The organism is Kribbella sp. VKM Ac-2571 (genome assembly GCF_004362255.1).
GTDB lineage: Bacteria > Actinomycetota > Actinomycetes > Propionibacteriales > Kribbellaceae > Kribbella > Kribbella pratensis.
This window is the reverse complement of sequence record NZ_SNWS01000015.1, coordinates 14390-37425: the sequence shown is the minus strand read 5'-3', so window position 1 is coordinate 37425 and position 23036 is coordinate 14390. Positions and strand designations below refer to the sequence as shown.

Annotated in this window: 16 protein-coding genes and 1 pseudogene; 6 read left to right on the top strand and 11 right to left on the bottom strand. The window is 69.0% G+C overall.

The features are described 5' to 3' along the window. Positions 1-11 precede the first annotated feature (11 nt). From EV651_RS29100 to EV651_RS29075, 6 genes are read right to left on the bottom strand one after another with little or no spacing between them, the layout of a single operon-like run. The gene (locus EV651_RS29100) at positions 12-1475 is read right to left on the bottom strand and encodes an aldehyde dehydrogenase family protein (RefSeq protein ID WP_238157263.1); all 1464 of its coding nucleotides are present in this window, start codon (positions 1473-1475) and stop codon (positions 12-14) included. Continuing rightward, complete coding sequence (locus EV651_RS29095) at positions 1472-2329, bottom strand: ATP-binding cassette domain-containing protein (protein WP_133788461.1); 858 nt, start codon at positions 2327-2329, stop codon at positions 1472-1474. Before EV651_RS29095 ends, EV651_RS29100 begins: the two co-directional genes overlap by 4 nt. After that, the gene (locus EV651_RS29090; protein WP_133788460.1) at positions 2322-3275 is read right to left on the bottom strand and encodes an ABC transporter ATP-binding protein; all 954 of its coding nucleotides are present in this window, start codon (positions 3273-3275) and stop codon (positions 2322-2324) included. The genes EV651_RS29095 and EV651_RS29090 overlap by 8 nt, the downstream gene beginning before the upstream one ends. Next, positions 3272-4090: an ABC transporter permease gene (locus tag EV651_RS29085; protein WP_133788459.1), complete on the bottom strand. Its 819-nt coding sequence runs from the start codon at positions 4088-4090 to the stop codon at positions 3272-3274. The genes EV651_RS29090 and EV651_RS29085 overlap by 4 nt, the downstream gene beginning before the upstream one ends. Then, complete coding sequence (locus EV651_RS29080; RefSeq protein ID WP_133788458.1) at positions 4087-5034, bottom strand: ABC transporter permease; 948 nt, start codon at positions 5032-5034, stop codon at positions 4087-4089. Before EV651_RS29080 ends, EV651_RS29085 begins: the two co-directional genes overlap by 4 nt. Then, complete coding sequence (locus EV651_RS29075) at positions 5031-6542, bottom strand: ABC transporter substrate-binding protein (RefSeq protein ID WP_133788457.1); 1512 nt, start codon at positions 6540-6542, stop codon at positions 5031-5033. Before EV651_RS29075 ends, EV651_RS29080 begins: the two co-directional genes overlap by 4 nt. 108 nt (positions 6543-6650) lie before the next feature. Here EV651_RS29075 and EV651_RS29070 point away from each other — a divergent pair, with 108 nt between their 5' ends. From EV651_RS29070 to EV651_RS29060, 3 genes are all read left to right on the top strand, one after another. Further along, a complete protein-coding gene (locus EV651_RS29070; protein ID WP_133788456.1) occupies positions 6651-7409 on the top strand; it encodes a FadR/GntR family transcriptional regulator in 759 nt (252 codons plus the stop codon). Between the two features lie 216 nt (positions 7410-7625). Beyond that, positions 7626-9275 carry an FAD-dependent oxidoreductase gene (locus EV651_RS29065; protein WP_133788455.1) on the top strand — a complete coding sequence of 550 codons (1650 nt, stop codon included), beginning with the start codon at positions 7626-7628 and terminating at the stop codon, positions 9273-9275. Then, positions 9275-10660 carry a sensor histidine kinase gene (locus EV651_RS29060; protein WP_133788454.1) on the top strand — a complete coding sequence of 462 codons (1386 nt, stop codon included), beginning with the start codon at positions 9275-9277 and terminating at the stop codon, positions 10658-10660. The genes EV651_RS29065 and EV651_RS29060 overlap by 1 nt, the downstream gene beginning before the upstream one ends. On the opposite strand, the gene EV651_RS29055 is transcribed toward EV651_RS29060, so the two are convergent. Next, positions 10661-11269 (bottom strand): hypothetical protein, encoded by a 609-nt coding sequence (locus EV651_RS29055; RefSeq protein WP_133788453.1) that lies wholly within the window; start codon positions 11267-11269, stop codon positions 10661-10663. A 291-nt stretch (positions 11270-11560) separates the two neighbouring features. Further along, positions 11561-14143 carry an MXAN_6230/SCO0854 family RING domain-containing protein gene (locus tag EV651_RS29050; protein ID WP_133788452.1) on the bottom strand — a complete coding sequence of 861 codons (2583 nt, stop codon included), beginning with the start codon at positions 14141-14143 and terminating at the stop codon, positions 11561-11563. Positions 14144-14961: 818 nt separating this feature from the next. Between EV651_RS29050 and EV651_RS29045 the strand changes: the two genes are divergently transcribed. Continuing rightward, complete coding sequence (locus tag EV651_RS29045) at positions 14962-16155, top strand: diguanylate cyclase (protein WP_238157262.1); 1194 nt, start codon at positions 14962-14964, stop codon at positions 16153-16155. Here the strand turns inward: EV651_RS29045 and EV651_RS29040 are convergent. Then, positions 16145-17119 carry a zinc-binding dehydrogenase gene (locus tag EV651_RS29040; RefSeq protein ID WP_133788450.1) on the bottom strand — a complete coding sequence of 325 codons (975 nt, stop codon included), beginning with the start codon at positions 17117-17119 and terminating at the stop codon, positions 16145-16147. The genes EV651_RS29045 and EV651_RS29040 overlap by 11 nt on opposite strands. A 103-nt stretch (positions 17120-17222) precedes the next feature. On the opposite strand from EV651_RS29040, the gene EV651_RS29035 reads away from it, so the two are divergent. Then, the gene (locus tag EV651_RS29035; protein ID WP_133788449.1) at positions 17223-20030 is read left to right on the top strand and encodes a DEAD/DEAH box helicase; all 2808 of its coding nucleotides are present in this window, start codon (positions 17223-17225) and stop codon (positions 20028-20030) included. Further along, positions 20023-20526: pseudogene (locus tag EV651_RS43390) on the top strand (SWIM zinc finger family protein); the annotation flags it as partial. The gene EV651_RS29035 and the pseudogene EV651_RS43390, both read left to right, overlap by 8 nt. Positions 20527-21300: 774 nt before the next feature. On the opposite strand, the gene EV651_RS29025 reads toward EV651_RS43390, so the two are convergent. Together EV651_RS29025 and EV651_RS29020 are read right to left on the bottom strand one after the other, a co-directional pair. Continuing rightward, on the bottom strand, positions 21301-21645 hold the full coding sequence (locus EV651_RS29025) for an iron chaperone (protein ID WP_133788447.1): 345 nt from the start codon (positions 21643-21645) through the stop codon (positions 21301-21303). Positions 21646-22049: 404 nt separating this feature from the next. Next, positions 22050-23030 (bottom strand): SGNH/GDSL hydrolase family protein, encoded by a 981-nt coding sequence (locus EV651_RS29020; RefSeq protein WP_238157261.1) that lies wholly within the window; start codon positions 23028-23030, stop codon positions 22050-22052. Positions 23031-23036 lie beyond the last annotated feature (6 nt).

Here is a 23036-nt window from a genome sequence, read left to right as displayed (position 1 = left end):
GGATCCGTTGGTCATGGGCGGGGGCGGATGATGGCCATCCGGGTCGTGGTGAGTTCCTCGATCGCGAAGCGCGGGCCCTCACGCCCGGTACCGGAGTCCTTCACCCCGCCGTACGGCATCACGTCGGACCGGAATCCGGGGACCTCGTTGATCACCACGCCCCCGACGTCGAGCCGATCGATCGCCGCGAACGCGGTGTCGAGCGAGGACGTGAAGACGCTCGCATGCAGCCCGTACCGCGTCTCGTTGACCGCGCGGAGCGCGCTTTCGATGTCCGGAACGGATCGCACCGCGATCACCGGCCCGAAGATCTCCTCGTCCCATGCCGACAACCCGTCAGGTACGTCGGTGAGCACGATCGGCCCGAGTACGTCGCCAGGGGCCTCGTACGCGATCGATGCGCCGGCATGGACCGCATCGCCGACCCATTGCCGAACGCGATCGGTCGACGCCGGATTGATCAGCGCAGACACCCGGGTCGCCGGATCACGCGGATCGCCGACGACCACGCCGGGCATCCGCGCGCCGAGCTTGTCCAGCAACGCTTCCCGCACCGACTCGACGGCGATCACGCGCTGCACGGAGATACAGGCCTGCCCGGACGCGTAGTACCCGCCGCGCACGATCGCGTCGGCGGCGGCGTCGAGGTCGGCGTCCGCGGCAACGACCAGTGCGGAGTTGGATCCCAGTTCGAGCAGCACCTTCGTCGGCGCCGCGTCGCGCGCGATGCGATGCCCGACGGCCGCGGATCCGGTGAAGGAGACGGCGCCGATCCGATCGTCGGTGGTGAGCGTGGCGCCCACGTCCGCTCCGCCCGTGATCAGCTGGAGAGCACTCTCTGGCGCTCCCGCGTCGGCGAGTGCAGACCGCATCATGTGCGTTAGCCAGAGCGTGGCGAGCGGCGTTTGCGGCGCGGGCTTCACGATGATCGGGCACCCGGCCGCGAACGCCGGAGCGATCTTGTGCGCCGCGAGCAGCAAGGGGTAGTTGAACCCGGTGATCCCGATGACCACGCCGATCGGTTTGCGCACCCAGAAACCCTGCAGCCCTTCGCCGCTCGGCAACAGGTCGAGCGGCACCGTCTCGCCGTGCAGCCGGGCAACTTCCTCGGCCGAGATCTCCAGGGTGAGCAGGGTCCGATCGATCTCGACCCGGCAGTCGACCAGCGGTTTGCCGGTCTCGAGCACGAGCAGCTCCACGAACGCGTCCCGCTCGGCGAGTACGGCGGAATGCACGCTCCGCAAGACGTTTCGGCGCAGGTACGACGGGAGCCGGCCAACCGTTTCTCGCACGGAGAGCGCGTTCTCGAGCGCCGCCCGGGCGAGCTCGACGTCCCCGAACGGTGCTTCCGCCACGGTCGAGCCGTCGTACGGGAAGATCACCGGCGCCGTGGCCGGTGTCTCGACCCAGGTCTCACCGATCGGCAGACCGGCCGGAATCGTGATCGCCTCGCCGCCGTCGAGCTGGATCTTCACGCTGATTCCCCCTTCGCGAGTAGGTCGGCAGTGGTCGCACCGGAGAGCGCCCTCTGAAGCGTCGGGATGGCCGACACGAGGCGCTGCGTGTACGGATGCTGCGGGGCGGCGTACACATCACCGGTGTAGCCCGTCTCGACGATCTGGCCGGCGTTCATCACGGCCACGCGGTCGCAGACGTGCTTGACCACGGACAGGTCGTGCGAGACGAACACGAGCGTGAGGTTGAGTTCGTCGACCAGGTCGGAGATCAAGTTGAGCACCTGGGCGCGGACGGAGACGTCGAGAGCGCTCACCGGCTCGTCCGCGATCAGGATCCGCGGGCGCGGGGCGAGGGCGCGGGCGATGGAGATGCGCTGCCGCTGACCGCCGGAGAACTGGTGCGGGTACCGGTCGCCGGCGTCCGCGGAGAGACCGACGGCTTCGAGCAACTCGCGAACGCGCTGTCCCGACGCCGGATGTCCTTGCACGACGAGTGGTTCGGCGATGATGTCGCGGACCCGCATCCGTGGGTCGAGCGAGCTCATCGGGTCCTGGAACACGAGCTGGAGGTTTTCGCGCAGCGGGCGCAGCCGGCGTTCCGGGAGACGGGTGATGTCGGTGTCCTCGACGATCACGTGCCCGGACGTTGCCCGATCGAGCGCGGCGATCAGGCGCAGCAGTGTCGATTTGCCGCAGCCGGATTCGCCGACGATGCCGAAACGCTCGCCCTGCTTGACTTCCAGGCTCACACCGCGCAGAGCGTGCACGACGGGCGCCGGCTGCAGCAACGACGTCCGCGGTCGGGGATAGTCGCGTACGAGGTCGACAACCCGGATGGCGGTCGGAGCTTCAGGATCGTGGATATCAGGCATCAGCCGCCCCTGCCGGGTGATGGCATGCGAACCCTCCGGTCTCGGACCCGGTCCACGCCGGCGTCTCTTCGCAGAGAGCGGTTGCGTGCGCGCACCGGGTCCGGAAGACGCAGCCGGACGGGAAACGCCCGGCGGGCGGCACATTGCCGGGAATCGTGGTCAGTCGACGCGACGTGCTCTCGAGATCGGACGCTGCGAGTAGTCCCTCGGTGTAGCGGTGCCGAGGACGCGTGAACACCTCGTTGACCGGGCCTGCCTCCACCACGCGTCCGCCGTACATGACGAGAACCCGTTCGCAGACGGTGGCGACGACGGCGAGGTCGTGGGTGATGAAGAGCAGCGCGGAGGAGCGGTCCACGACGCCGCGGACGATCAGGTCGAGTACGAGGGCCTGGACCGTGACGTCGAGTGCGGTGGTCGGTTCGTCGCAGATCAGCAGCGCCGGATCGTTGGCCAGGGCAAGCGCCAGGACGACTCGTTGCCTCATGCCACCTGACAGCTGGTGCGGAAAGGCGCGAACGGTCTCGGCCGGGAGCTGCACGAGTTCGAGCAGCTCGGCCGTCGCGGTTCGGGCCGCTGGCTTGGTGAGGGTCTTGTGGATCAGCATCGACTCGGCGATCTGGTCGCCGATCCGCATGGTGGGGTTGAGCGCGGTCATCGGTTCCTGGAAGACCATCGCGATGTCGCGGCCGCGAACGCGGGACATCCGCCGTTCGTCCGCGCCGACCAGTTCATGGTCGACTCCGTCGAGCCGCACCGATCCGCCGGCCCGGACGTCCTCGGGCAACAACCCGAGGATGCTCAGCGCGGTCAGTGACTTGCCTGATCCCGATTCTCCGATCAGCCCGACCCGCTCCCCCGCACCGACCGTCAGATCGACGTCGGACACGAGCGCCGTATCCCGCACGGTCACGGACAACCCGCGCACGGTCAGTACGTCGTTCATCGGCGATCCTCCAGTTTCGGATCGAAGCGGTCCCGGAGGCCGTCGCCGAGCAGGTTGAATCCGAGGACGGCGATCGCGATCGCGATCCCGGGGAAGATCGCCAGCCGTGGGGCACTGAACAGGAACTCCTGGCTCTCCTGCAGCATCCGGCCCCAGGACGGCGTCGGCGGCGGCGTTCCATACCCGAGAAACGACAACGCCGCCTCGGCCAGCACCGCGATCGCGAAAGACACCGAGGCCTGAACCGTGATCAAGCTGGTCACGTTCGGCAGCACGTGCCGCAGAGCGATCGGAAACGGCTGCCGGCCGGCCGCGCGCGCCGCGAGCACGTACTCCGTCCGCATCACCTGCAGCGCCCCGCTCCGGATCACCCGCGCGAAACTCGGCACCGAAGCGATGCCGATGGCAACCATCGCGGTCAGCGTGCTGGCCCCGAACACCGCGCCGAACATGATCGCCAGCAGCAACGCCGGGAACGCGAGCAACAGGTCGTTGGCCCGCATGATCACCTCGCTCGGCCACCGCCGTACCATCGCCGCCAGGATTCCCAGCGGTACGCCGATGACCGCGGCGACACCGACCGCGACGACGCCGACGAACAGGGTTGTCCGCGAGCCGACCATGATCTGGCTGAGTATGTCCCGGCCGAACTTGTCGGTCCCGAACCAGTGCGACCACGACGGTTCCAGCAGCCGAGAGGCGGGAGTCACCAGCGTCGCGTCGTACGGCGTCCACACGAACGACACCAGCGCCATCAGCACGATCACCGCGACGATCATGCCGCCGGCGATCAGACTCGGGTTCAGCCGCTTCATGACGCCGTCCTGAGTCGCGGGTCGAGGGCGACGTACAGCAGGTCGACGACGAAGTTGACCAGCAGTACGGCGATGACCAGGACCATCACCACGTCCTGGACGAGCAACAAATCGCGGTTCGACACACCGTCGAGCAGCAGGCTCCCGAGGCCCGGGATCACGAACACCCGCTCAACGACCACCGCGCCGATCAACAGCGTGGCCAATTGCAGGCCGAGCACAGTCACGACCGGTACGGCGGCATTGCGGAGACCGTGTCGCCACAGGGCCTGGAACGGTCGCAAACCCTTCGCCCGCGCGGTTCGGAGATAGTCCTCGCGCAGCACCTCCAGCACAGCACTGCGGACGTAGCGGGTGAGCACGGCGCCCTGGACCAGCCCGAGCGACAGCGCCGGCAGGATCAGTTGCTTGAGGAACATCGCCGGATCCTGCGCCGGCGGCGTCCAGCCGTTGGCCGGCAACCAGCCGAGCCGCACCGCGAACACCACGATCAGCAGGATCCCGGCCAGGAACGCCGGGACCGCGACGCCCACCTGAGAGAACGCAGACAGCGCCAACCCGGAGATCTTGCGGTGCCGCGCCGCCATCACCGTCCCGGCCGGGGCGGCGACCACCAGGGCGATGATCATGCCCGCGACGACCAGCCACAGAGTGACCTGCAGCCGGTCGAACACCTGCGGGCCGATCGCCGCCTTCGACACGTACGACGTACCAAGGTCACCGCGCAGCAGTCCGCCTAACCAGTCGAAGTACTGCGTCGACAGCGAGCGGTCGAGGCCGAACTGCCGACGCAGTTCGGCCACTGCCTCGTCGGAGGCGTTCACCCCGAGCGCGACCCGGGCGGGATCGCCGGGCAGCACCGCCATGAACGCGAAGACCAGTACCGAGCTCACCACAAGACTGACCAAGAACACGCCGGTGCGCTCGATCAGGCGGAGAATCATCGGGCGAGCTTGGAGAGATCGAAGTTCTCGGTGATCGCGTTCGTCGGCAGTCCCTTGACGCTCTTGTCGGCGACCATCAGGTTCGGCAGCAGGAACAGCCAGTCCCCCGCAGCCTGCTCGGACAGCCGGCGCGCCGCCTTCTTCATGTTGTCGACCTGCGCGGCCTCGTCGCCGGAATCCGCCGCGGCCAGGTAGCCCTGCAGCGTCGGGTCGTCGTACCGGGTGTAGTACTTCGGGTTGAACACGGCGCCCAGGTCGCGTGGCTCGACGTGCGCGATGATCGACATGTCGTAGTCGGCGTTCTTGAACACCGTCGTCAGCCACGCCGCCGGGAACTCGAGCTGGTCGATCGCCACCTTCAGACCGGCCTGCTCCAGCTGGCTCTTCACCACCTGGCCGCAGGACGTTGCGTACGGCAACGTCGGGAGCCGGAGTCGCAGCGTCTTGCCCGCCGCGCCGGAGGCCTGCAGCAACGACTTCGCCTTGGCCAGGTCGTACGGCGCGACTCCGGTGAGGTCCTCGTACCACGGGTCGGTCGGTGGGACCATGCTGCCGATCAACTTGCCGCGGCCTGCCCAGCAGGTGTCCAGCAACGCCTTGTGGTCGATCGCCATCCGGATCCCCTGCCGGGTCCGGACGTCCTTGAACAGCGGCAGCGAGTTGTTGAACGACAGCAGCACCTCGCCGTTCGTCGTGCCCTCGATCACCTGGTACTTGTCGTTGCTGGTGAACTGGCTGAGGGCCTCGGGCGCCTGCACCGTGCCGACCACGTTGATCGTGCCGGTGAGCAGCGCGTTGTTCAGCGCGGTCGCGTCCTTGAAGTACTTCAGCGTGATCTGCTGGAAGAACGGCTTGCTGCCCCAGTAGTTGTCGTTGCGGACCATGACGATCGAGTCGCCGCGGTTCCACTTGGAGAACTTGAACGGGCCGGAGCCGACCGGTGCGGTCGCGAGCGCGCTGACACCGCTCTCCGAGAACATCGCGCCGATCCGGGTGGTCATCCGGAACAGCCAGTCGTTGCTCGGCTTCGCCAGCGTCACCTGCAACTGGGTCGGCGACAGCGCCTTGGCCTGGGAGACCACGTCCATCGCGGCCTTCAGCGAGGTCGTCCACGCGGTCTTCACCCGGTTGATGCTGAACACGGCGTCGTTCGCGGTGAACTGCTTGTCGTTGGTGAACTTCGCGTTGTCGACCAGGTCGAACGTGTACGTCTTGCGGTCCGGCGACACCGTCCACGACTTCGCCAGCGACGGCACGATCTTGCCGGAGTCGTCCTGCTTGACCAGCGTCTCGTAGACGTTGCCGAGCAGCGCCTGCGGGATCGCGGCGCCGTCGGTGGTGGTGAAGTCCAGGCTGGCCGGCTCCGCGACCAGACCGATCGACAGCTTCTGGTCAGCTCCCGGTGAGCTGCCGCCCGACGTACCGGATCCGGCCGAGCAGGCCGTCACGGCCAGCAGCGCGGCGGACGCGAGGACTGCGACCGCTCGAGTGGAAAACGACGGCTTCACGTCTACTCCTCCGATGCGCCGACTGGTCTGACCAGTGGACTAGGTCTCAATGGGCCACTAGGTTTGTCCCCTGCTCAGGTGCCTGTCAAGCGAATGGGGGTGTGCCGGATGACAAAGCGTCCGCAGTTCGAGCCGGTACAACCCGTGCGCGCCTATCAGCGGATCGTCGAGCAGGTCGAGGACGCGCTTGCCCGCGGTGACCTGGCACCGGGCCAGCGGCTGCCGAGCGAGCGTGAACTGGTCGCACAGTTCGCGGTCAGCCGGTCGACGGTGCGCGAGGCGCTGCGGGTGCTGGAGAGCAACGGCGTGGTCCGCTCCCGGCCCGGCGATCCGAACGGCCCGGAGATCCTGCCGTACTCCTCGTCCGCGCTGCGCAAGCAGGTGACGAGGCTGGCGCGTGTCGACGAGCTGACCCTGAGCGAGCTGATCGGGTTCCGGATGATCATGGACGGCGCCGCGATCCAGGTCGCGTCCCGGCTGCGGACCCCGGAGGAGCTGGACGACCTGGAGGCGACCCTGGTCGCGATGCGGGACGCGATCGACGTCGACTTCGCCGCGTTCAGCGAGGCCGATCTCGCGTTCCACGAGCTGATCGCGCGGATCAGCCGGAACTCGCTGATCCAGACCTGCAACGAGGTCGTCCGCGGCGTCGTACTCGGACTGATCGCCGACAAGATCGCCCACGCCCCGAACAGCCGCGCCCTGATGCTCGAGTCGCTGCACCACCACGCCGAGGTCGTCGACGCGATCCGCACCGGTAACGGCCACGCCGCCGCCCGGATCGCCCGCCAGAACATGTTCGACTACTACGCCGGGTACGTGCCCGACTCCGAACAGGAAACGTTGCGTGCGCTCATAGATGACTGAGCGCATCTGAGGACTCTGCGCCGTCGCGAGCAGGTGCTCGGCGGAGTGCCTCGGCGTGCTGGAGGGAAGGCCTCGATGTGGTTTCATCGTGGCCTTCCCTCCAGTGCGGCGAGGTGCCCGCCGAGTGCCGCGCAGTAGGCGCAGAGTCCTCAGATGCGCTCACACTGATTCCCGTGGCATTCTGAGGGATCAGTTCACTGCAGTGGGGGGCACCGCGTGAGCAAACCTGCGATTCTCACGGTCGACGACGACCCGATGGTCTCGGCGGCCATCTCCCGCGACCTGCGCCGCCGGTACGGCGACGACTACCTGGTCGTCCGCGCGACCTCGGGCGACCAAGCGCTCGCCGCGCTGACCAAGCTCGCCTTGCGCAACCAGCCGATCGCGTTGGTCGCGACCGACCAGCGAATGCCCGGCATGACCGGCATCGAACTGCTCGAACGCGCCCGCGAGAACGCCCCGAGCGCGAAGTACCTGCTGCTCACCGCGTACGCCGACACGGACGTGGCGATCCGCGCGATCAACGAGATCGGCCTCGACTACTACCTCCTGAAACCCTGGGACCCGCCCGAGGACCAGCTGTTCCCGGTCGTCGACGACCTGCTCGGCGACTGGCGGCAGGCCAACCCCGAGCACACCTCCGATGTCCGTGTCGTCGGCAACCGCTGGTCGGACCGCGCGCACGACATCAAGACGTTCCTGGCCCGCAACCACGTCCCGTACCACTGGTACGACGTCGAGCGCGACACCGAGGGCCGGCGCCTCAAGGACCTCGCCGACGCCGGCGACCACGACCTCCCGCTGGTCCTGATCCCGGAAGGCGACACGCTCCGCTCCCCCACCGCCCGCGACCTCGCCGCGGCTCTCGGTCTGCGGACCCGCGCCGAGCAACCGTTGTACGACGTCTGCATCGTCGGCGGCGGACCGGCCGGACTCGCCGCCGGCGTGTACGCCGCGTCCGAAGGCCTCAGCACGGTGATCGTCGAACGTGAAGCACCCGGTGGACAGGCCGGGCTCAGCGCCGCGATCGAGAACTACCTCGGGTTCCCGCGCGGCCTGACCGGCTCCGACCTCGCCCAGCGCGCGGTCGCGCAGGCGTCCCGCTTCGGCGCGGAGATGGTGCTCGCGCGTTCGGTCGTGGGCCTCGAGTCCCGCGGCCCCGTGCACGCCGTACTGCTCGAAGAATCCGGTGAGATCGAGGCCCGGGCGCTGATCGTCGCGACCGGCGTCTCGTACCGCAGCCTCGACGTCGACGGCCTCGACGCCCTCACCGGCCGCGGCGTGTACTACGGCGCGACGGCGAGCGAGGCCAGGCAGGTCCAGGACGACGACGTGTACATCGTCGGCGCGGCGAACTCGGCCGGACAGGCCGCGCTCAACCTGGCCCGGTACGCCAAACGCGTCGTTCTCCTGGCCCGCGGCGGCACGCTCGAAAGCTCGATGTCGCGGTACCTCATCGACAAGATCACCCAGGCCTCGAACATCGAGGTACGGTGCCGGACCGAGGTGGTCGGTTGCCGAGGCGAGGGTCATCTCGAGGCGCTGAGGTTCGCGGATCGCACCTCCGGCCGGGTCGAGGAGGTGCTCGCCAGCTGGCTGTTCGTCTTCGTCGGCGCGATCCCGCGGACCGATTGGCTCGGCGACTCCGTCGTACGTGACGCCAAGGGGTTCGTCGTGACGGGGACGGACCTGATTGCGCAGAACCGGTGGCCGCTGACCAGGCCGCCGTACGCGCTGGAGACCAGCGTTCCGGGGGTGTTCGCGGCCGGCGACGTCCGGCTCGACTCGATGAAACGGGTGGCGTCCGCGGTCGGCGAAGGCGCCATGTCGATCTATCTCGTCCACCGCTACCTTGCGACCGTCTGATGTACGCCGCCGACTTGCACGCCATCCCGCTCTTCGCCGGGTTGACCGATGCGCAACTGGACGAGCTGATCGACGGCAGCACCGAGGTGACGATCGAGCGCGGCGTCGACCTGTTCCACGAGGGCGAACCCGCCGACTTCTGGTGGGTGCTCGTCGACGGCGCGATCTCGCTGCACCGCAAGATCGGCCGCGAGGACACCGTGCTGGGCAAGATGGACGTACCGGGCCGCTGGGCCGGCGGCTTCCGCGCCTGGGACGAGCACGGCCTGTATCTCGCCAGCGGCCGCGGCCTGGCCGAAGGACGGGTACTTCGGGTGCCGGCCGACGTACTGCGAGAGCGGATCGACGACTGGTTCCCGCTCGCCGGGCACCTCATCAAGGGCGTTTACGGGACCGCGCGGGCGATCGAGTCGACCGCCCGGCAGCGCGACTCGCTGATCACGCTCGGCACGTTGGCGGCCGGGCTGGCGCACGAGATCAACAACCCCGCCGCGGCGGCCGCACGCTCGGTCAGCGCACTCGACACCGCGTGCGTCACGCTGCTGTCGGCGCTGCGTGGCCTCGCGGAAGGCGACGCAACGGCCGCACAGTTCAGTGCGCTCGACGAGCTGCGGCTCGAGCTCGGCTCGGGTACGGCGGCGCCGGATCCGGTGGACCTCGCCGATCACGAGAACACCATCGCGGACTGGCTCGACGACCACGGCGTCGAGCGGTCATGGTTCATCGCTCCCCCGTTGGCCGCGGCAGGCGCGAAAGTCGACTGGTGCGAGCGGGCGGCCGACGTACTCGGTGACGCGCTGGAGCCCGGTCTCGAATGGGTGGCCAGCACGTTGTCGGTCGCGACCCTGCTCGGCGAGGTGAAGGAGTCGACGCGGCGGATCACCGAACTGGTGGCCGCGGTCCGCTCGTACTCGCAGATGGACCGAGGCTCGATCCAGACGATCGACGTCACCGAGGGCATCGAGAGCACGCTCGTGATGCTCGGGCACAAGCTGCGCGACGGCGTCGAGGTGGTTCGCGCGTACGGCGCCGGCGTACCGCGGATCGATGCGTACGCCGGCGAACTCAACCAGGTGTGGACGAACCTGATCGACAATGCGGTCGACGCGATGGACGGCGCCGGCACACTGCGGATCACGACCCGAACCGACGGCGACCGGATCGTGGTCGAGTTCACCGACACGGGTCCCGGGATGCCGCCGGAGGTCGCAGCCCGCGCGTTCGAGCCGTTCTACACGACCAAGGATGTCGGCAAGGGCACCGGCCTGGGCCTCGACATCGCGCAACGCATCGTCGCCGAGCACCACGGCGGCACGATCGGTATCACCTCACGCCCAGGCGACACCACGGTGCAGGTGCGACTCCCGCACCAACCGCCGAGCTGATCAGGTGTCGTGTTCGAGGATGCGGACGCGGGGCACCTTCAGGATCCTGCGTGCCTTCGTGGTCCAGTCGGAGCACACGAAGGCTGCGGCGGTCTCCGGCCAGGCGACCACCACGACCTCTTGGCTGGCGGTGGTCTTCACCACCTGCATCAGCGCCAGCAGCACCTCGCCGTGCGTGATGGAGACGTGTACCGGGTAGCCGCTGGCCGCCCGGAGCCGCCGGGAGCTGTGCTCGATCACCGCGGCGAGGTCGACGGCCGGGTCGGCGAGGGTCGCCGTCGGCGTTCCGCCCTGGGATCCGCCCTGGGTTCCACGCTGGGTTCGACTCTGGGTTCGACTCTGTGCTCGGTCAACTGTTGCCGGCGGGCCGACGCGCGCCGACGCCACCGTCGCAGAGCCGACCACGGACGCCGAGCCGGTCAGGCCGGCCACGTCCGCGAACGTCGAGCCCAGCAACGCCATCGGACCGCCGAACCCGCTCTCCGGATGACTGGAGACCAGCAGGTGGTAGTCCACGGTGTCCTCGCGCCTCGCATGCAGGGCGGCAACGCGGCGCGCGTCGCCCTCGCTCATCTCCCGCTCGATGAGCACCACCACGTCGTACGTCATTCGTGGCTCCCTTCGCGTCAATTCCGTTGTACTCCTGCCGAGGACCGGTCCAAAGCACCGGCCCCGCCTCCGTCACGGAATTGTCAATTTCTTCTCAGGCTCCTGCCAGGGAGTGTCGGATGGTTCCACGCCGTCGCGAGGAGGTGCTCGGTGCGGTGCATCGGCGTGCGGGGGCGAAGGTCTCGATGCGGAGCATCGTGGCCTTTGCACCCGTGCGGCGAGGTGCCGTGCCGAGTGCCCCGCAGTAGGCGTGGAACCATCCGACACTCCCTTCACACGCCCGAGCGCAGGTTATGGAGTGGGAGAGGTTGCTCCGAGGCTTGCGTGAGCGCGGGTGTCGGGGGCCAGACCCGACAGCAGGTACGGCGCGTCGATCAGCGACAGGCTCGCGCCGTCGAGGAGGCGCGGATGCAGCGCGTACACTTCCGCGCCCGCGCGCGGCGTGATGTCACCGGTCAGCACCGCGACGAAATCGGCGCGTTTCGCCGCGTCCTCGTCCCAGGTCCGGTCCGGCTCCAGCCGCGCGACGACCCGCCGCGCGAACGTCGGCAGCTCCTCGGCCGGGTCACGGACGTAGCCGACGACCGACCCGTCGGCGCACCGAACCGCGATCTCGTCGGCGCGGGCCGCCGCGTGCCAGCAGCAGATCTCCCACAGGCTCACCCGGTCGCCCGACCCTTGCACCTCTTCCAGCGTCGCCGCCATCAGCCCGAGATGACCGCCGTACCTCGCGATGTTGTGACCGTATCCGGCTGCGCCGAGGTTCACGTCGTACCAGCGCAGTTCCTTGGTCCGCAGGTCGACGCCGAACGGCATCAGGATCTTCGCCGGCCCGGCCAGGTCGAAACGATCCTCCACCGCCGCCGGATCGAAGAGCCTGTCAGGTTGCCGCAGCACGCCGACGAAACCGCGCTCCAGCTCGTCGAACGGTACGTCGTTGTAGCTGAACACCACCGGCAGCAGGTAGCGACCGCCCACCCGGCGCACCGCGCGCAGGTCGATGTCCACGAACTCCGTCGATCCGTCGGGGCCGGGCGCGGACGTCAGATCGCCGGAATGCACCAGCGCGTCCTGGTCGAACCGCAGCCGGGTGTAGTCGCACAGCCCGACGAACGCCCACTCCTCGTCGAACACCGCCACCGACAGGTCGAGATCGATCCGCCGCCCGCGCGGCTCGACCCAGTGCAGGAACAGGCGCAGCAACTCGTCCTGGGGGATCGGCACCGCACTCCCCCGCGTCATCCGCAGCAGGCTCGATGACGCGTTCCGCTCCGAACCGGGCGCAGCGATCCGGGACAGCTCCTCGTCCAGGAACACCCGCCGCCAGCGCGGCAATCCCGTTGCCCGGCGCAACATTTCCCCGGTGAGTACGCCGGACAGCTCGACGGCGAGCGCGGTGGGCAACGGCTCCCGGTCGTCGACCGACGTCCAGATCCGGGCGGTCCCGCCCCGCGGGAAGAACAGCCGCAGATCGCCCGGCGGTGTCCGGACCTGTCCCAGGGCGGCCGTGATGACCGCAGGCGAGACGTCCGACACCGCCGTCGTGACGGCGTCGACGAGCTCCGCGTGCTGCTCCGGCGGAAGGGCACGCGCCAGCTGCACAAGACGGCGTACCAACTCGCCTGGACGCTGCCGCAGCAGGTCGAGCGCCTGCTCCGGCCGCCCTTGCGTGAAAGCGCCCTCGACACGCGAGCTGAAGGTGCTCATCACGAGCCGCCCGCTCTCCACTCGCACCAGCGGATACCGCGAAGCCTCGCCCGCCACTGCTCGTCCGGCCGCCGTTCCGAGGTCCAGAGCGGTGCGCCGGAGGACCGCGAATGCCAGCGCGGCGACCGGGAACCGGGTCGCGAACTCGAACGGATGCAGGTTCTCCCCGATCCGTTTCCAGGCACGCTCGTGGCGCAGCATGTCCTCCACCAGCGTCTCGACCGGCAGCCGGTCGAGACGCTCCAGGACGAGCCGTCGAGTGGCCCGCGGCAACGACTTGCGCCGGGCCGGCGGCGTCCGCAGCCCGGGGTCGGCGTCCATCAACGCATACACCAGCCGCAGTACGTCGGTGGCGGTGTCGGCACGATCGATCAGCTCGGGATCCTCGGCCAGGAAGTGCGCGATCACGAGCGCACGGGTCTCCCGGACCGGGATGTCATCAGGGATCCAGGCCGAGCTGGCGCCGTTGAGCAGCACCTGCAGGTCCGCGCGGTCCGCAGCGGACAAGGGTGCGCGCCGCGCCAGCAGGGCGCTGACGGTCTGACGGACCGAGTCAGCCGTGGCCAGCGAGAGCAGCCGCAGGCGATCCGAGCGGACATGCGCCTGGGGCTCCTCGACCGGCGACGGCTTGAGGAACGGATCATTCGGGTCGATGCGCCGCAGACACAGCGGACAGGCGCTGAGGTCGGCGCCGTCCCAGCACGTCCGGCAGACCAGGTGGGCACACGGGGCGACCGCGTGCACGGAGGTCGTGTCGCCGCAGAGCACACACGGTTGCTCCGGCTCCTGCAGCAGGCGGGCGAAGACCCGGTTCACGTAGAAGGTCTCGGTGTTGCCCGGCACGCTCTCCGGGAAGCCCCGGAACAACGGCGTGTGCTTGGCGTCGAACCCGGACTCGGCGTCGAGCAGGTCGAGGAGCGCACCGCCGAAACCGGCCAGCGCAGGCGCCGACAGCGAGGCACAGTGCCGGTACAGGCCGACCGAGAGCAGGAGACCGCGCTGGATCAGGTCCGCCTGGAGCGCGGACAGGCCGGCCTGGATCGTGAGCGGTCGGCGCAGCCACTGCCAGGCGGAGCGCCGTACCGGAGGGGTGAGGGCGGTGGCGTCGACGAGCCGGCGGCGGCGCAGCAGGACAGCAGCTCGCGGATCCGCTGGTTGGTCCGGCATGGCGTCTCCCCACTGACGTCCTTCATCCAAAGAGGGCGCCAGGGGCGGAGAGCGGACGCGCTACTTGCCTGGTGGAGGAGAAGGAAGCACGTCCAGGAGCCGCCCCTGGCACTGAGAACGCTACCGGGAGGCACCGACAGTTTCCGGGGCCCGCCACGGAAGGACTGGAGCAGATAGGGCTGAAAAGAAGAGCTCCGGTAGCAAGGTCGGGGCCGCCCCGCCCAGACCTCGCTACCGGAGATCTCCAGAGTAGAACGTTCATCCAAATCGCGCGCCACCGGGTCCCCGATTCGTTGCGAAACTGGCACTGATGCGCCGCCGCGCACCCGATGCGATCACCCTCGGCAGGCAGGACACCACGGATAGTAATTGGCGCAGTCCACGCACATTTCACCGTGCGGTAAATTGGCAGACTCCCACCTTTAAAACGTTTTCCGAGGAATGTAAGAAGAAAGTAAAGAAATGCCAGTGGTCACCAGTCGTTGCCGCCGGTGAACCAGTCGTTGCCGCCGTGGCCGTCGATGCCGGTACGGACGGGGAACGCTGAGATCTGCATTGTTTTCGACCCTTCTCGGTGCTGACCAACTGGTGGAATGACCCGGGCATCCGGGTGACCTGGTGTGAGCAGGTCGTTACTATGAACGCATGACCGCTCAGATCGACCGCTTGTGAGGCTGACGATGATTCTGATCGGTCGGAGCAGCTGGGTGCTACCTCGGCAATGGAAGCTCTGGTCGTTGCCGAGGGCCGCTTTGGCTTATGTGCTCGCGATTGATTTGATTGCGGTGACGATTACCACATTTGCGGTCCGGAGCACGGTGAGCGGCCCTGATGCGGGAGTCCGGCATTCCGAGTGGGTGGCGTTCGCCGTACTGGCCGTGGCCTCGACCATGCATCTGGAGTTCGCCCGCGGAATCGAGCGCCGGCGCGAACTGGCGGCCAACACCTCGCCGCACACCAATCTCAAGTGCCTGTGGATCTTCGCGGCCCTGCTGCTGCTCCCGCTGTCGCTGGTCGTCCCGCTGGTGGTTCTGGCCTACACCTATTCCTGGTTCCGCGTGTACGGCCGGACTGTCGCGCACCGCAAGGTGTTCTCAACCTCGACGTACGTCCTGGCCAGCGCCGCAGCAGCCGCCGTACTGCGTGCCGGCGGTCTGCTGGACGCTCCCCGCGTACCTACAGGTTTCTGGACGCTGCTGGTCGTTCTGGCCGCAGCCGCGACCTGGTGGCTGGTGAACTACGCACTGGTGATCGGAGCGATCCTGCTGTCCACTCCGGACGCCACGGCGCGTGAGGCGCTCGGCGAACTGTCGGACCAGATCGTTGTGTGCGCCGGGCTGGGTCTGGGGGTAGCGATCGCTGCGGTGCAGACGTCGTACCCCTGGGTCGTTCCGGTGCTCATGGTGACGGTGCTGGCGCTGCACAGGGACCTGCTGCTCCCGCAGTACCAGCGGGCCGCCGGCATCGACTCCACGACCGGTCTGGCCACTTCGTCGTACTGGGCGAGCGCCGTGCCCGCAGAGCTCGCCCGGGCGGACACACTGCGCAGCACGGTCGGGCTGCTGATGCTGGACCTGGACAAGTTCAAGGAGATCAACGACACCTACGGTCACCCGGCTGGTGACGAGGCGCTGCGTGCTGCCGGCGAGGCGATCCGTGCGGAGGTACGCAACGGCGATCTGGTCGCGCGAGTCGGTGGAGACGAACTGGCGGTGCTGCTGCCGGGTGCGTTCGAGTCCGAGGTGCTGGAGATCGCGGAGCGGATCAGAGGGCGGCTCGCGACCGTCACAGTCTCGGTCAGTACGACGGACGGGGGTACGGCGACGCTCGACGGCGTACCGGCGTCGTTCGGCGCGGCTGTCTACCCGGCTGTCGCGAACACGATGGACCAACTGATCCTCGCCGCCGACGACGCCCTGCTGCGGGCCAAGCGGTCCGGGCGGAACCAGATCGTGGTCGCCCGCCCGAACCACTCCTCCGACAAGGTTGCCGAGCAGACCCTCAGCGACTGACCTCGATCAGCGCCTTCCCGCGGAGCGTGCGGTTCTCGAGCGCCCGGTGTGCGTCGGCCACGTGGTCGAGGTCGTAGACCTGGTCGATGACCGGCTTGAGATCCCCGGCTGCCGCGCGAGCCATCACGGCGGCGCCGGTGACCGACGTGGTCGTCGAGTCGGCGCGCAGATCCATGATTCCCTTCACAGTAAGCCCGCGCCGCTCGACCTCGGCGGCGTCGTACGGCGCGAAGCTGCCACTCGGGGCTCCGTGAGCGGAGATCCAGCCGCCGTCCTTCAGCACGCTGAATGCGGCCGCGCCCAGCTCGCCGCCGGCACCCTCGAACACGATGTCGGCTCCTCGACCGTTCGTTGCCTCAAGCACCAACTTCTCCCAGCCGGGCTTGCTGTAGTCGATCAGTACGTCGGCGCCCTGCGCCCGGCTGAGTTCGAGCTTCTCGTCGCCGCGGGCCGCCGCGATGACGTGGGCTCCGGCCTTGTGCGCCAGCTGGATCAGCAGCAGGCCCATGCCGCCGGCGGATGCGGTGATCAGGACGTCCTGCCCGTCCATCGGCGGCGCGAGTTCTTCGAGCATGAGGGCGGTGAAGCCGTCGCCGTACACCGCGACCGCGGTCCGCAGGTCGAGTTCGGGCGGTACCTCGACCAGGTCGGTCGAGGTCAGGGCCAGCTCCGCATGCGCGCCGAAGGCCACGCCGCGCCCTACGACGGTCTTGCCGATCCAATCCGTCGATACGCCGGGACCCACCGCGCGGACCCGGCCGCCGAGGTTGCTGCCGGTGACGTACGGCACCTGCACGTCGAAGAACTCGCCGTGCTGACCCTGGCGGATCGCGGTCTCGACGAAAATCACATCCGCGACGCCGACCTCGACAAGCACCTGCCCGGCCGAAGGCTCCGGGGCCGGGATGTCGCGGGTCTCGATCACGTCCGGACCGCCGAACGCGGTCACTACTGCTGCACGCATCTTCACACTCTCCGGTTGTCTGCTGGAACTACCGAGCGTGCAACCTCAACGTAGGTTCAGGTCAAGTCCGGGATTGTCGGTGGCGCGGCGTACTGTGCGGGGCATGTTCGACGCCGTCTTCGTGCCTGCTGACCCGCCGCGCGCGGGTCGGCTGGCGCTGTACGGCGACCTGGCCGGCTCGGGTGAGACCGCCAACGGGACGGTCGACCTGGTCCTCCCCCGCGGCACCACGGTCCGCCGTACGACGGTCCCCGCGCGCCTGCTGGACATAGAAGAGGTGCTGACCCGCCTCGCCGAGCAGGACTCCGAGCGACTGGACGGCTCGGGCAGCTGGGCGGCGTGGCGGGCGGCCGGGCTTGCGGGGCTGGTGCTGATCGGGCGCGGGCGGCTGGTGCCGGATCGGAGCCCGGAGGGGTACGGCGCTTGGCGGGTGGCGCCGCTCGACCCGCTCGACCAGGCCTGGCTGCGGAACCTCAGCGCCGCAATGCCGGCGTACGGTCATGCCCTGCCGCTCGACGGCACCCGACCCGTCCGGCTGATCGAGCCGGAGCAACTCGTCCGCGCGTTCTGGGACGCGCTCGCGGACACACTGGTCCGCACCCCGGCCGCAGCCGTCGCCGTCCGCCCTGGTGCCGCGCCGTTCGCGGCCGCCGAACCCACAGCCCTCCCCGGCCCGACCGCCTGGCTCGACGAAACCGCCCTGGCCGAACAAGCCGGCACCCGCCTGGTCCTACGCATCGAACCACCCGATTCCACGGACGACTTTCGGGCCGTACTCCAGTTGCGGAGCGGGGTGGATCCGAGCCTGCTCGTCGACGTCGCGGACATGTGGAACGCACCTGCCGCCGTACTCACGGCCCTTGGCGAACGCGCCGAGACCGATCTCCTCCTCGCCCTCCGCCGCGGCGCCCGGGTCTGGCCGCCGCTCGGTTCGGCCCTCCGCGACGCCGCACCGGAAGATGTGCCGATCGACGACGCCGCGTTGGAAGAGCTCGCCGAGGGCAGTACGGCGCTGGAAGGCGCCGGCATCGAGGTGCTCTGGCCGACGGAACTGTTCGCCGGCGAGCTGGCCGTCCGCGCCACCGTCGCGACGCCGACTCCCGGCGCCGTCACCGGCCCCGATTTCAGCCTGACCGAGCTCGTCGCGTTCCGCTGGCGTCCCACGCTCGACGGCCAGGACCTGACCGCAGCCGAGGTCGCCGCGCTCGCCGAGGCAAAGCGCCCGATGATCCGCATGCGCGGCCGCTGGATCCGGGTCGACCACGACCTCGTCCGCCGGCTCCGCAACGGCTCCACCCGCCGGCTCACCGGAGCCGAAGCCCTCGGCGCAGCCCTCACCGGGACCATCGAGGTCGACGGCGAGCTGGTGCCGTTCGACGCCGACGGATCGCTCGCCGCGATGCTCGCCCGGCTGCGTACGGCCGAGGAGCCGGCGCCGTTCACCGAGCCCGTCGGTCTCAAGGCGACCCTTCGGGACTACCAACGCCGCGGCGTCGCGTGGATGGCGCAGCTCGCCAACCTCGGCCTCGGTGGTTGCCTGGCCGACGACATGGGCCTCGGCAAGACCATCCAGGTCATCGCGCTGCATCTGCAACTCAAGGGCCGCGGCCCGACGGTCGTCGTCTGCCCGTCGACACTGCTCGGCACGTGGGAGCGGGAGTTCGAGCGGTTCGCCCCCGACGTACCGACCCGCCGCTACCACGGCACCGGGAGGACGCTCAGCGATCTCGCCCCAGACGAGGTCGTGCTCACGACGTACGGCGTGGTGCGCCAGGACCACCGCGTTCTCGGTGAGATCGCGTGGGGCCTGGCCGTCGCGGACGAGGCACAGCACGCGAAGAATCCGTTGTCCCGCACCGCCCGTGCGTTGCGAACGTTGCCATCAGCAACCAGGATCGCGCTGACCGGCACGCCGGTGGAGAACCGGCTCTCCGAGCTGTGGTCGATCCTCGACTGGGCGGCGCCCGGGCTGCTCGGCACGCTCGACAGGTTCCGCCACGACATCGCCGTACCGGTCGAGCGGTTCCACGACGAGGAGGCCACCGCTCGGCTCGGTCGGGTGACGCGGCCGTTCCTGCTGCGTCGGCGGAAGAGCGATCCGGGGATCGCGCCGGAGTTGCCGCAGAAGTCCGAGCACGATGTCGTCGTACCGCTGACCACCGAGCAGGCCACGCTCTATCAGGCCGTCGCGAAGGAAACCCTCGCGAAGATCGAGGACGCCGAGGGCATCGCGCGGCGCGGGCTGGTGCTGAGTCTGCTCACGCAGTTGAAGCAGGTCTGCAACCATCCGGCGCAGTTCCTGCACGAGCCCGGTCCGCTCGAGCGGCGGTCCGGCAAGCTCGCGGCCCTGGACGAGCTGCTCGACGTGATCCTGGCCGAGGGCGAGTCGGTGCTGATCTTCAGTCAGTACGTCGAGATGTGCCGGCTGATCGAGGCCCATCTGGCGGCGCGGCAGGTGAAGACGCTGTTCCTGCACGGTGGCATCGGGGTGCGGAAGCGCGAGCAGATGGTGGAGCAGTTCCAGTCGGGCGAGGCGCCGGTGTTCCTGCTCTCGCTGAAGGCGGGCGGCGTCGGACTGACGCTGACGCAGGCCACGCATGTTGTGCACTACGACCGGTGGTGGAACCCTGCGGTCGAGGATCAGGCGACGGACCGCGCGTACCGGATCGGTCAGGACCGGCCTGTGCAGGTCCATCGGCTCGTCACCGAGAACACTCTCGAGGACCGGATCGCCACGGTGATCAACGCGAAGCGCGACCTCGCGGACGCCGTCGTCGGGTCGGGTGAGGCGTGGCTGAGCGAGTTGTCGGACGCGGAGCTGACCGAGCTCGTCGAGCTGTCGACGGCGCCGGTGAAGTCTGGATCGGCGAGTGCGTACAACCCTTCTGCGGTGGGGAAATCCGATGGCTGACGACGATCGGACGCCATGGCAGGGGTGGCGGCGGAAGGGCGAGGACGCCGGGTTGCCGGCGGCCAAGGGCGCGGGGAGCCGGCGGTCGTTCGGGGCGACGTGGTGGGGGCGGGCCTGGTTGGAGGCGCTCGAGCAGCGGGCGCGTCTCGATCCCGGCCGGCTGTCGCGCGGACGGTCGTACGCGCGGCGCGGCAGCGTGCTGGAGCTGACGGTCACGCCGGGCGAGGTCGAGGCGGTGGTGCAGGGCAGCCGCGTCACGCCGTACCAGGTGACGGTCCGGATCCGTGCGTTCTCCGCGGACGAGTGGGACGCCGTACTCGAGGTTGTGTCGGCGCAGATCGGGCGGGTTGCGGCCTTGCTCGACGGGGAGTTGCCGCCGGAGGTCGTGGAGGACGTACAGGCGGCCGGGCTGGATCTGTTGCCGGGCGCGGGCGAGGTGCTGACGAACTGCAGCTGCCCGGACTTCGCCGTACCGTGCAAACATTCCGCGGCCGTTTGCTACCTGGTCGCGGATGCGCTGGACGACGACCCGTTCGCGTTGCTTCTGCTTCGCGGGCGGCGCAAGGACGAACTCCTGACCGCGCTGCGCTCCCGCCGCACCGGCAACGCCAACAACACCGGCGCACCGGCCGCGCCCCGCACACCCGCACCAGCAGGCATCCCGGCAATCGCAGCCTTCGCCCGGCATCTAGCCAACTCGGGTGACGGCGGTGAGCGGCGGGTTGCGGGTGTGGTTCCTGTGCCGGCGCCGCCTCGGCCGCTCGGGGCGCCCGGCGTACCGGCGGCGGTGAAGGTGCTGGACCCACCCCGATCGTCCGGGGTCGACGTACGCGATCTCGTCGCTCTGGCCACCGACGCCGCCCGCCGAGCCTGGGAACTGGCCTCTGGCGACGCCAACCGGGCCCTCACATTCGAGCAGGACCTCGCCCGCCGAGCAGCAGCTTCCCTCGGTACGCCGGAACTCGCCGACCTAGCGCACCGCGCCGGCATCTCCGCCCGCCAACTCACCACCCGGGCCACCGCCTGGCGCCAAGCCGGCCCCGGCGGCCTCGCCGTCACCGTAGACGACCCCCACGACGTCGACCCCGAAGCCCTCGCCGAAGCCCTGGAAGCCCTCCCCCACGCCACCACCGAAGCCAACCGAGTAACGGCCGGCAAAATCCAACTCCGCCTGGGCCGCGACAACCTCTGGTACCGCTTCGACCAAAGCTTCAACGACTGGAGCCTCACCCACCCACCCGCCCCGTCCCCCCAAGACCTCCTCTGACCATCACCCCCGCGCCGCGACGAAAGCCTCGGCGAGGCGGGTGATGAGGTCGTACGGGATCGGCTTGTCGAGGGGGAATTTGAGGGTGCCTTTGCCGGAGCGGTAGGGGGTTAGGGCTTCGGTCAGCGTGGCGTCGGTGGGTGGGATCGGGTAGATCGCGAGGTGGCTCTTCCAGCCGCTGAAGTGCAGTAGGGAGGTGCCATCGAGGGTGATCGTCGGGATCTGGTAGCTGATCTTCTCGCCCGCGCCGGGCACAGCCGCGTGGATCGTACGCCGTACCTCGTCCAGCACCTCACGGACCTCCGCGGGAAACGACGCGATGTACTCGTCCACGCTCTGAAACGTCATCTGCCAATCCTGCCGCGTGCAGCGGCACGAAGGACATCGCTTCGAGCTGCGGCCGATCCGCCGAAGAGCGGAGCCACTCGTGGCCCTCGAGTCGTGGATTTCGGCGACCAAACGCAGCCGCGATCCACGACTCGACGTTCCGGGGGCCAACCACACGCCACGACTCGGCGCGAGCCCAGTTGTCACGCAGGCCCGAGCGCCGGCAGAAGAGCCGGGGAGGGCCGGCCAGCGGGGCGGCGGTGGGGAGTGGGGACAGGCGCTGGTGACTGGGGACAGGCAATACCAGGTGCCGACTCACCGCTAGCTGTTGCACGCCCCAGGCTGATCACCACCTACACATCGGACCGGAGCCGAATATCCGTCCGTGGGTGGCCAAACGCACGGTGGTTGTGCTGCGCGGAGGGTTAGGCGGGGCGGCGGAGGGAGGTTTGCTCTTCGAGGGCCTTGATCAGGTGGGTGGCGATCTTGGTGTGGCCGGTGACTGTGGGGTGGACCTGGTCGGTGCAGTCGGCTTCGGTGATCCAGCCGGCGGAGTCGATGCAGATCAGGTTCGGGTCGTCGAGGGACTTCACCGCCGCCTGGATCGTGTCCGCGTGCTTGCCGTTGAACGGGGGCAGCGACACGATCGTCGCGGACGGGTACGCCGACCGCACCCGGCGTACGTATTCGGCGTACTCCTCGATCTCCAGCGTCGGGTCGTTCACGCCGAGGTTGATCACCACCACATCCGACGGCTCGACGCGCTCGGCCGGTGAGCCGGCGAAGTTCCACCCGAACGAGTCGATCCCGGCCGGCACCTCGCCGTTCCCCGGCTTGCTGATCCCCTGGCTCCCGAAGCCGACCTGGTACGACGTGGCACCGAACGCGCGCGCGGTCAGATAGGCGTACGACGTCGTACCGTCAGCCCCCTCCGACTCCGGGTGCTCGCTAAGCGACCGCACGCCCTGCGTAATCGAATCGCCGTAGAACTCCAGCCGCGGACCACTCGGCCGACCGCTGAGCCGCAACACCGACCGCACGTCGAGCACGAGACCGGCGAACACGACCGCGCACTCGAACGGTGGGTTCCACCGGTTCACGTGCTCGTTGACGTCCTTCACCACCACCGACACCTGGTGCCTGCCGTCGGGCGCCGACAGTTCGATAACCGGTGCGTCGAGCACATGCAGCGAAGGCTCGCCGTCGTCGACCGTGATCCACAGGTGCGGAGCCACAGTCAGCCCGTCGGTGTCGAACAGCAACTGCAGCCGCTCGCCGGCGTACGAGAACGAGATCCGCGACCCGGAGTTGACCGTGATCGCCACGCCCGGCTGCTGTCCCCACTGTCCTTCCAGGACGATGCGCGGATCGGACGGGGCGACGACCTCGCCTGGCTCGAACGGCACGACAAA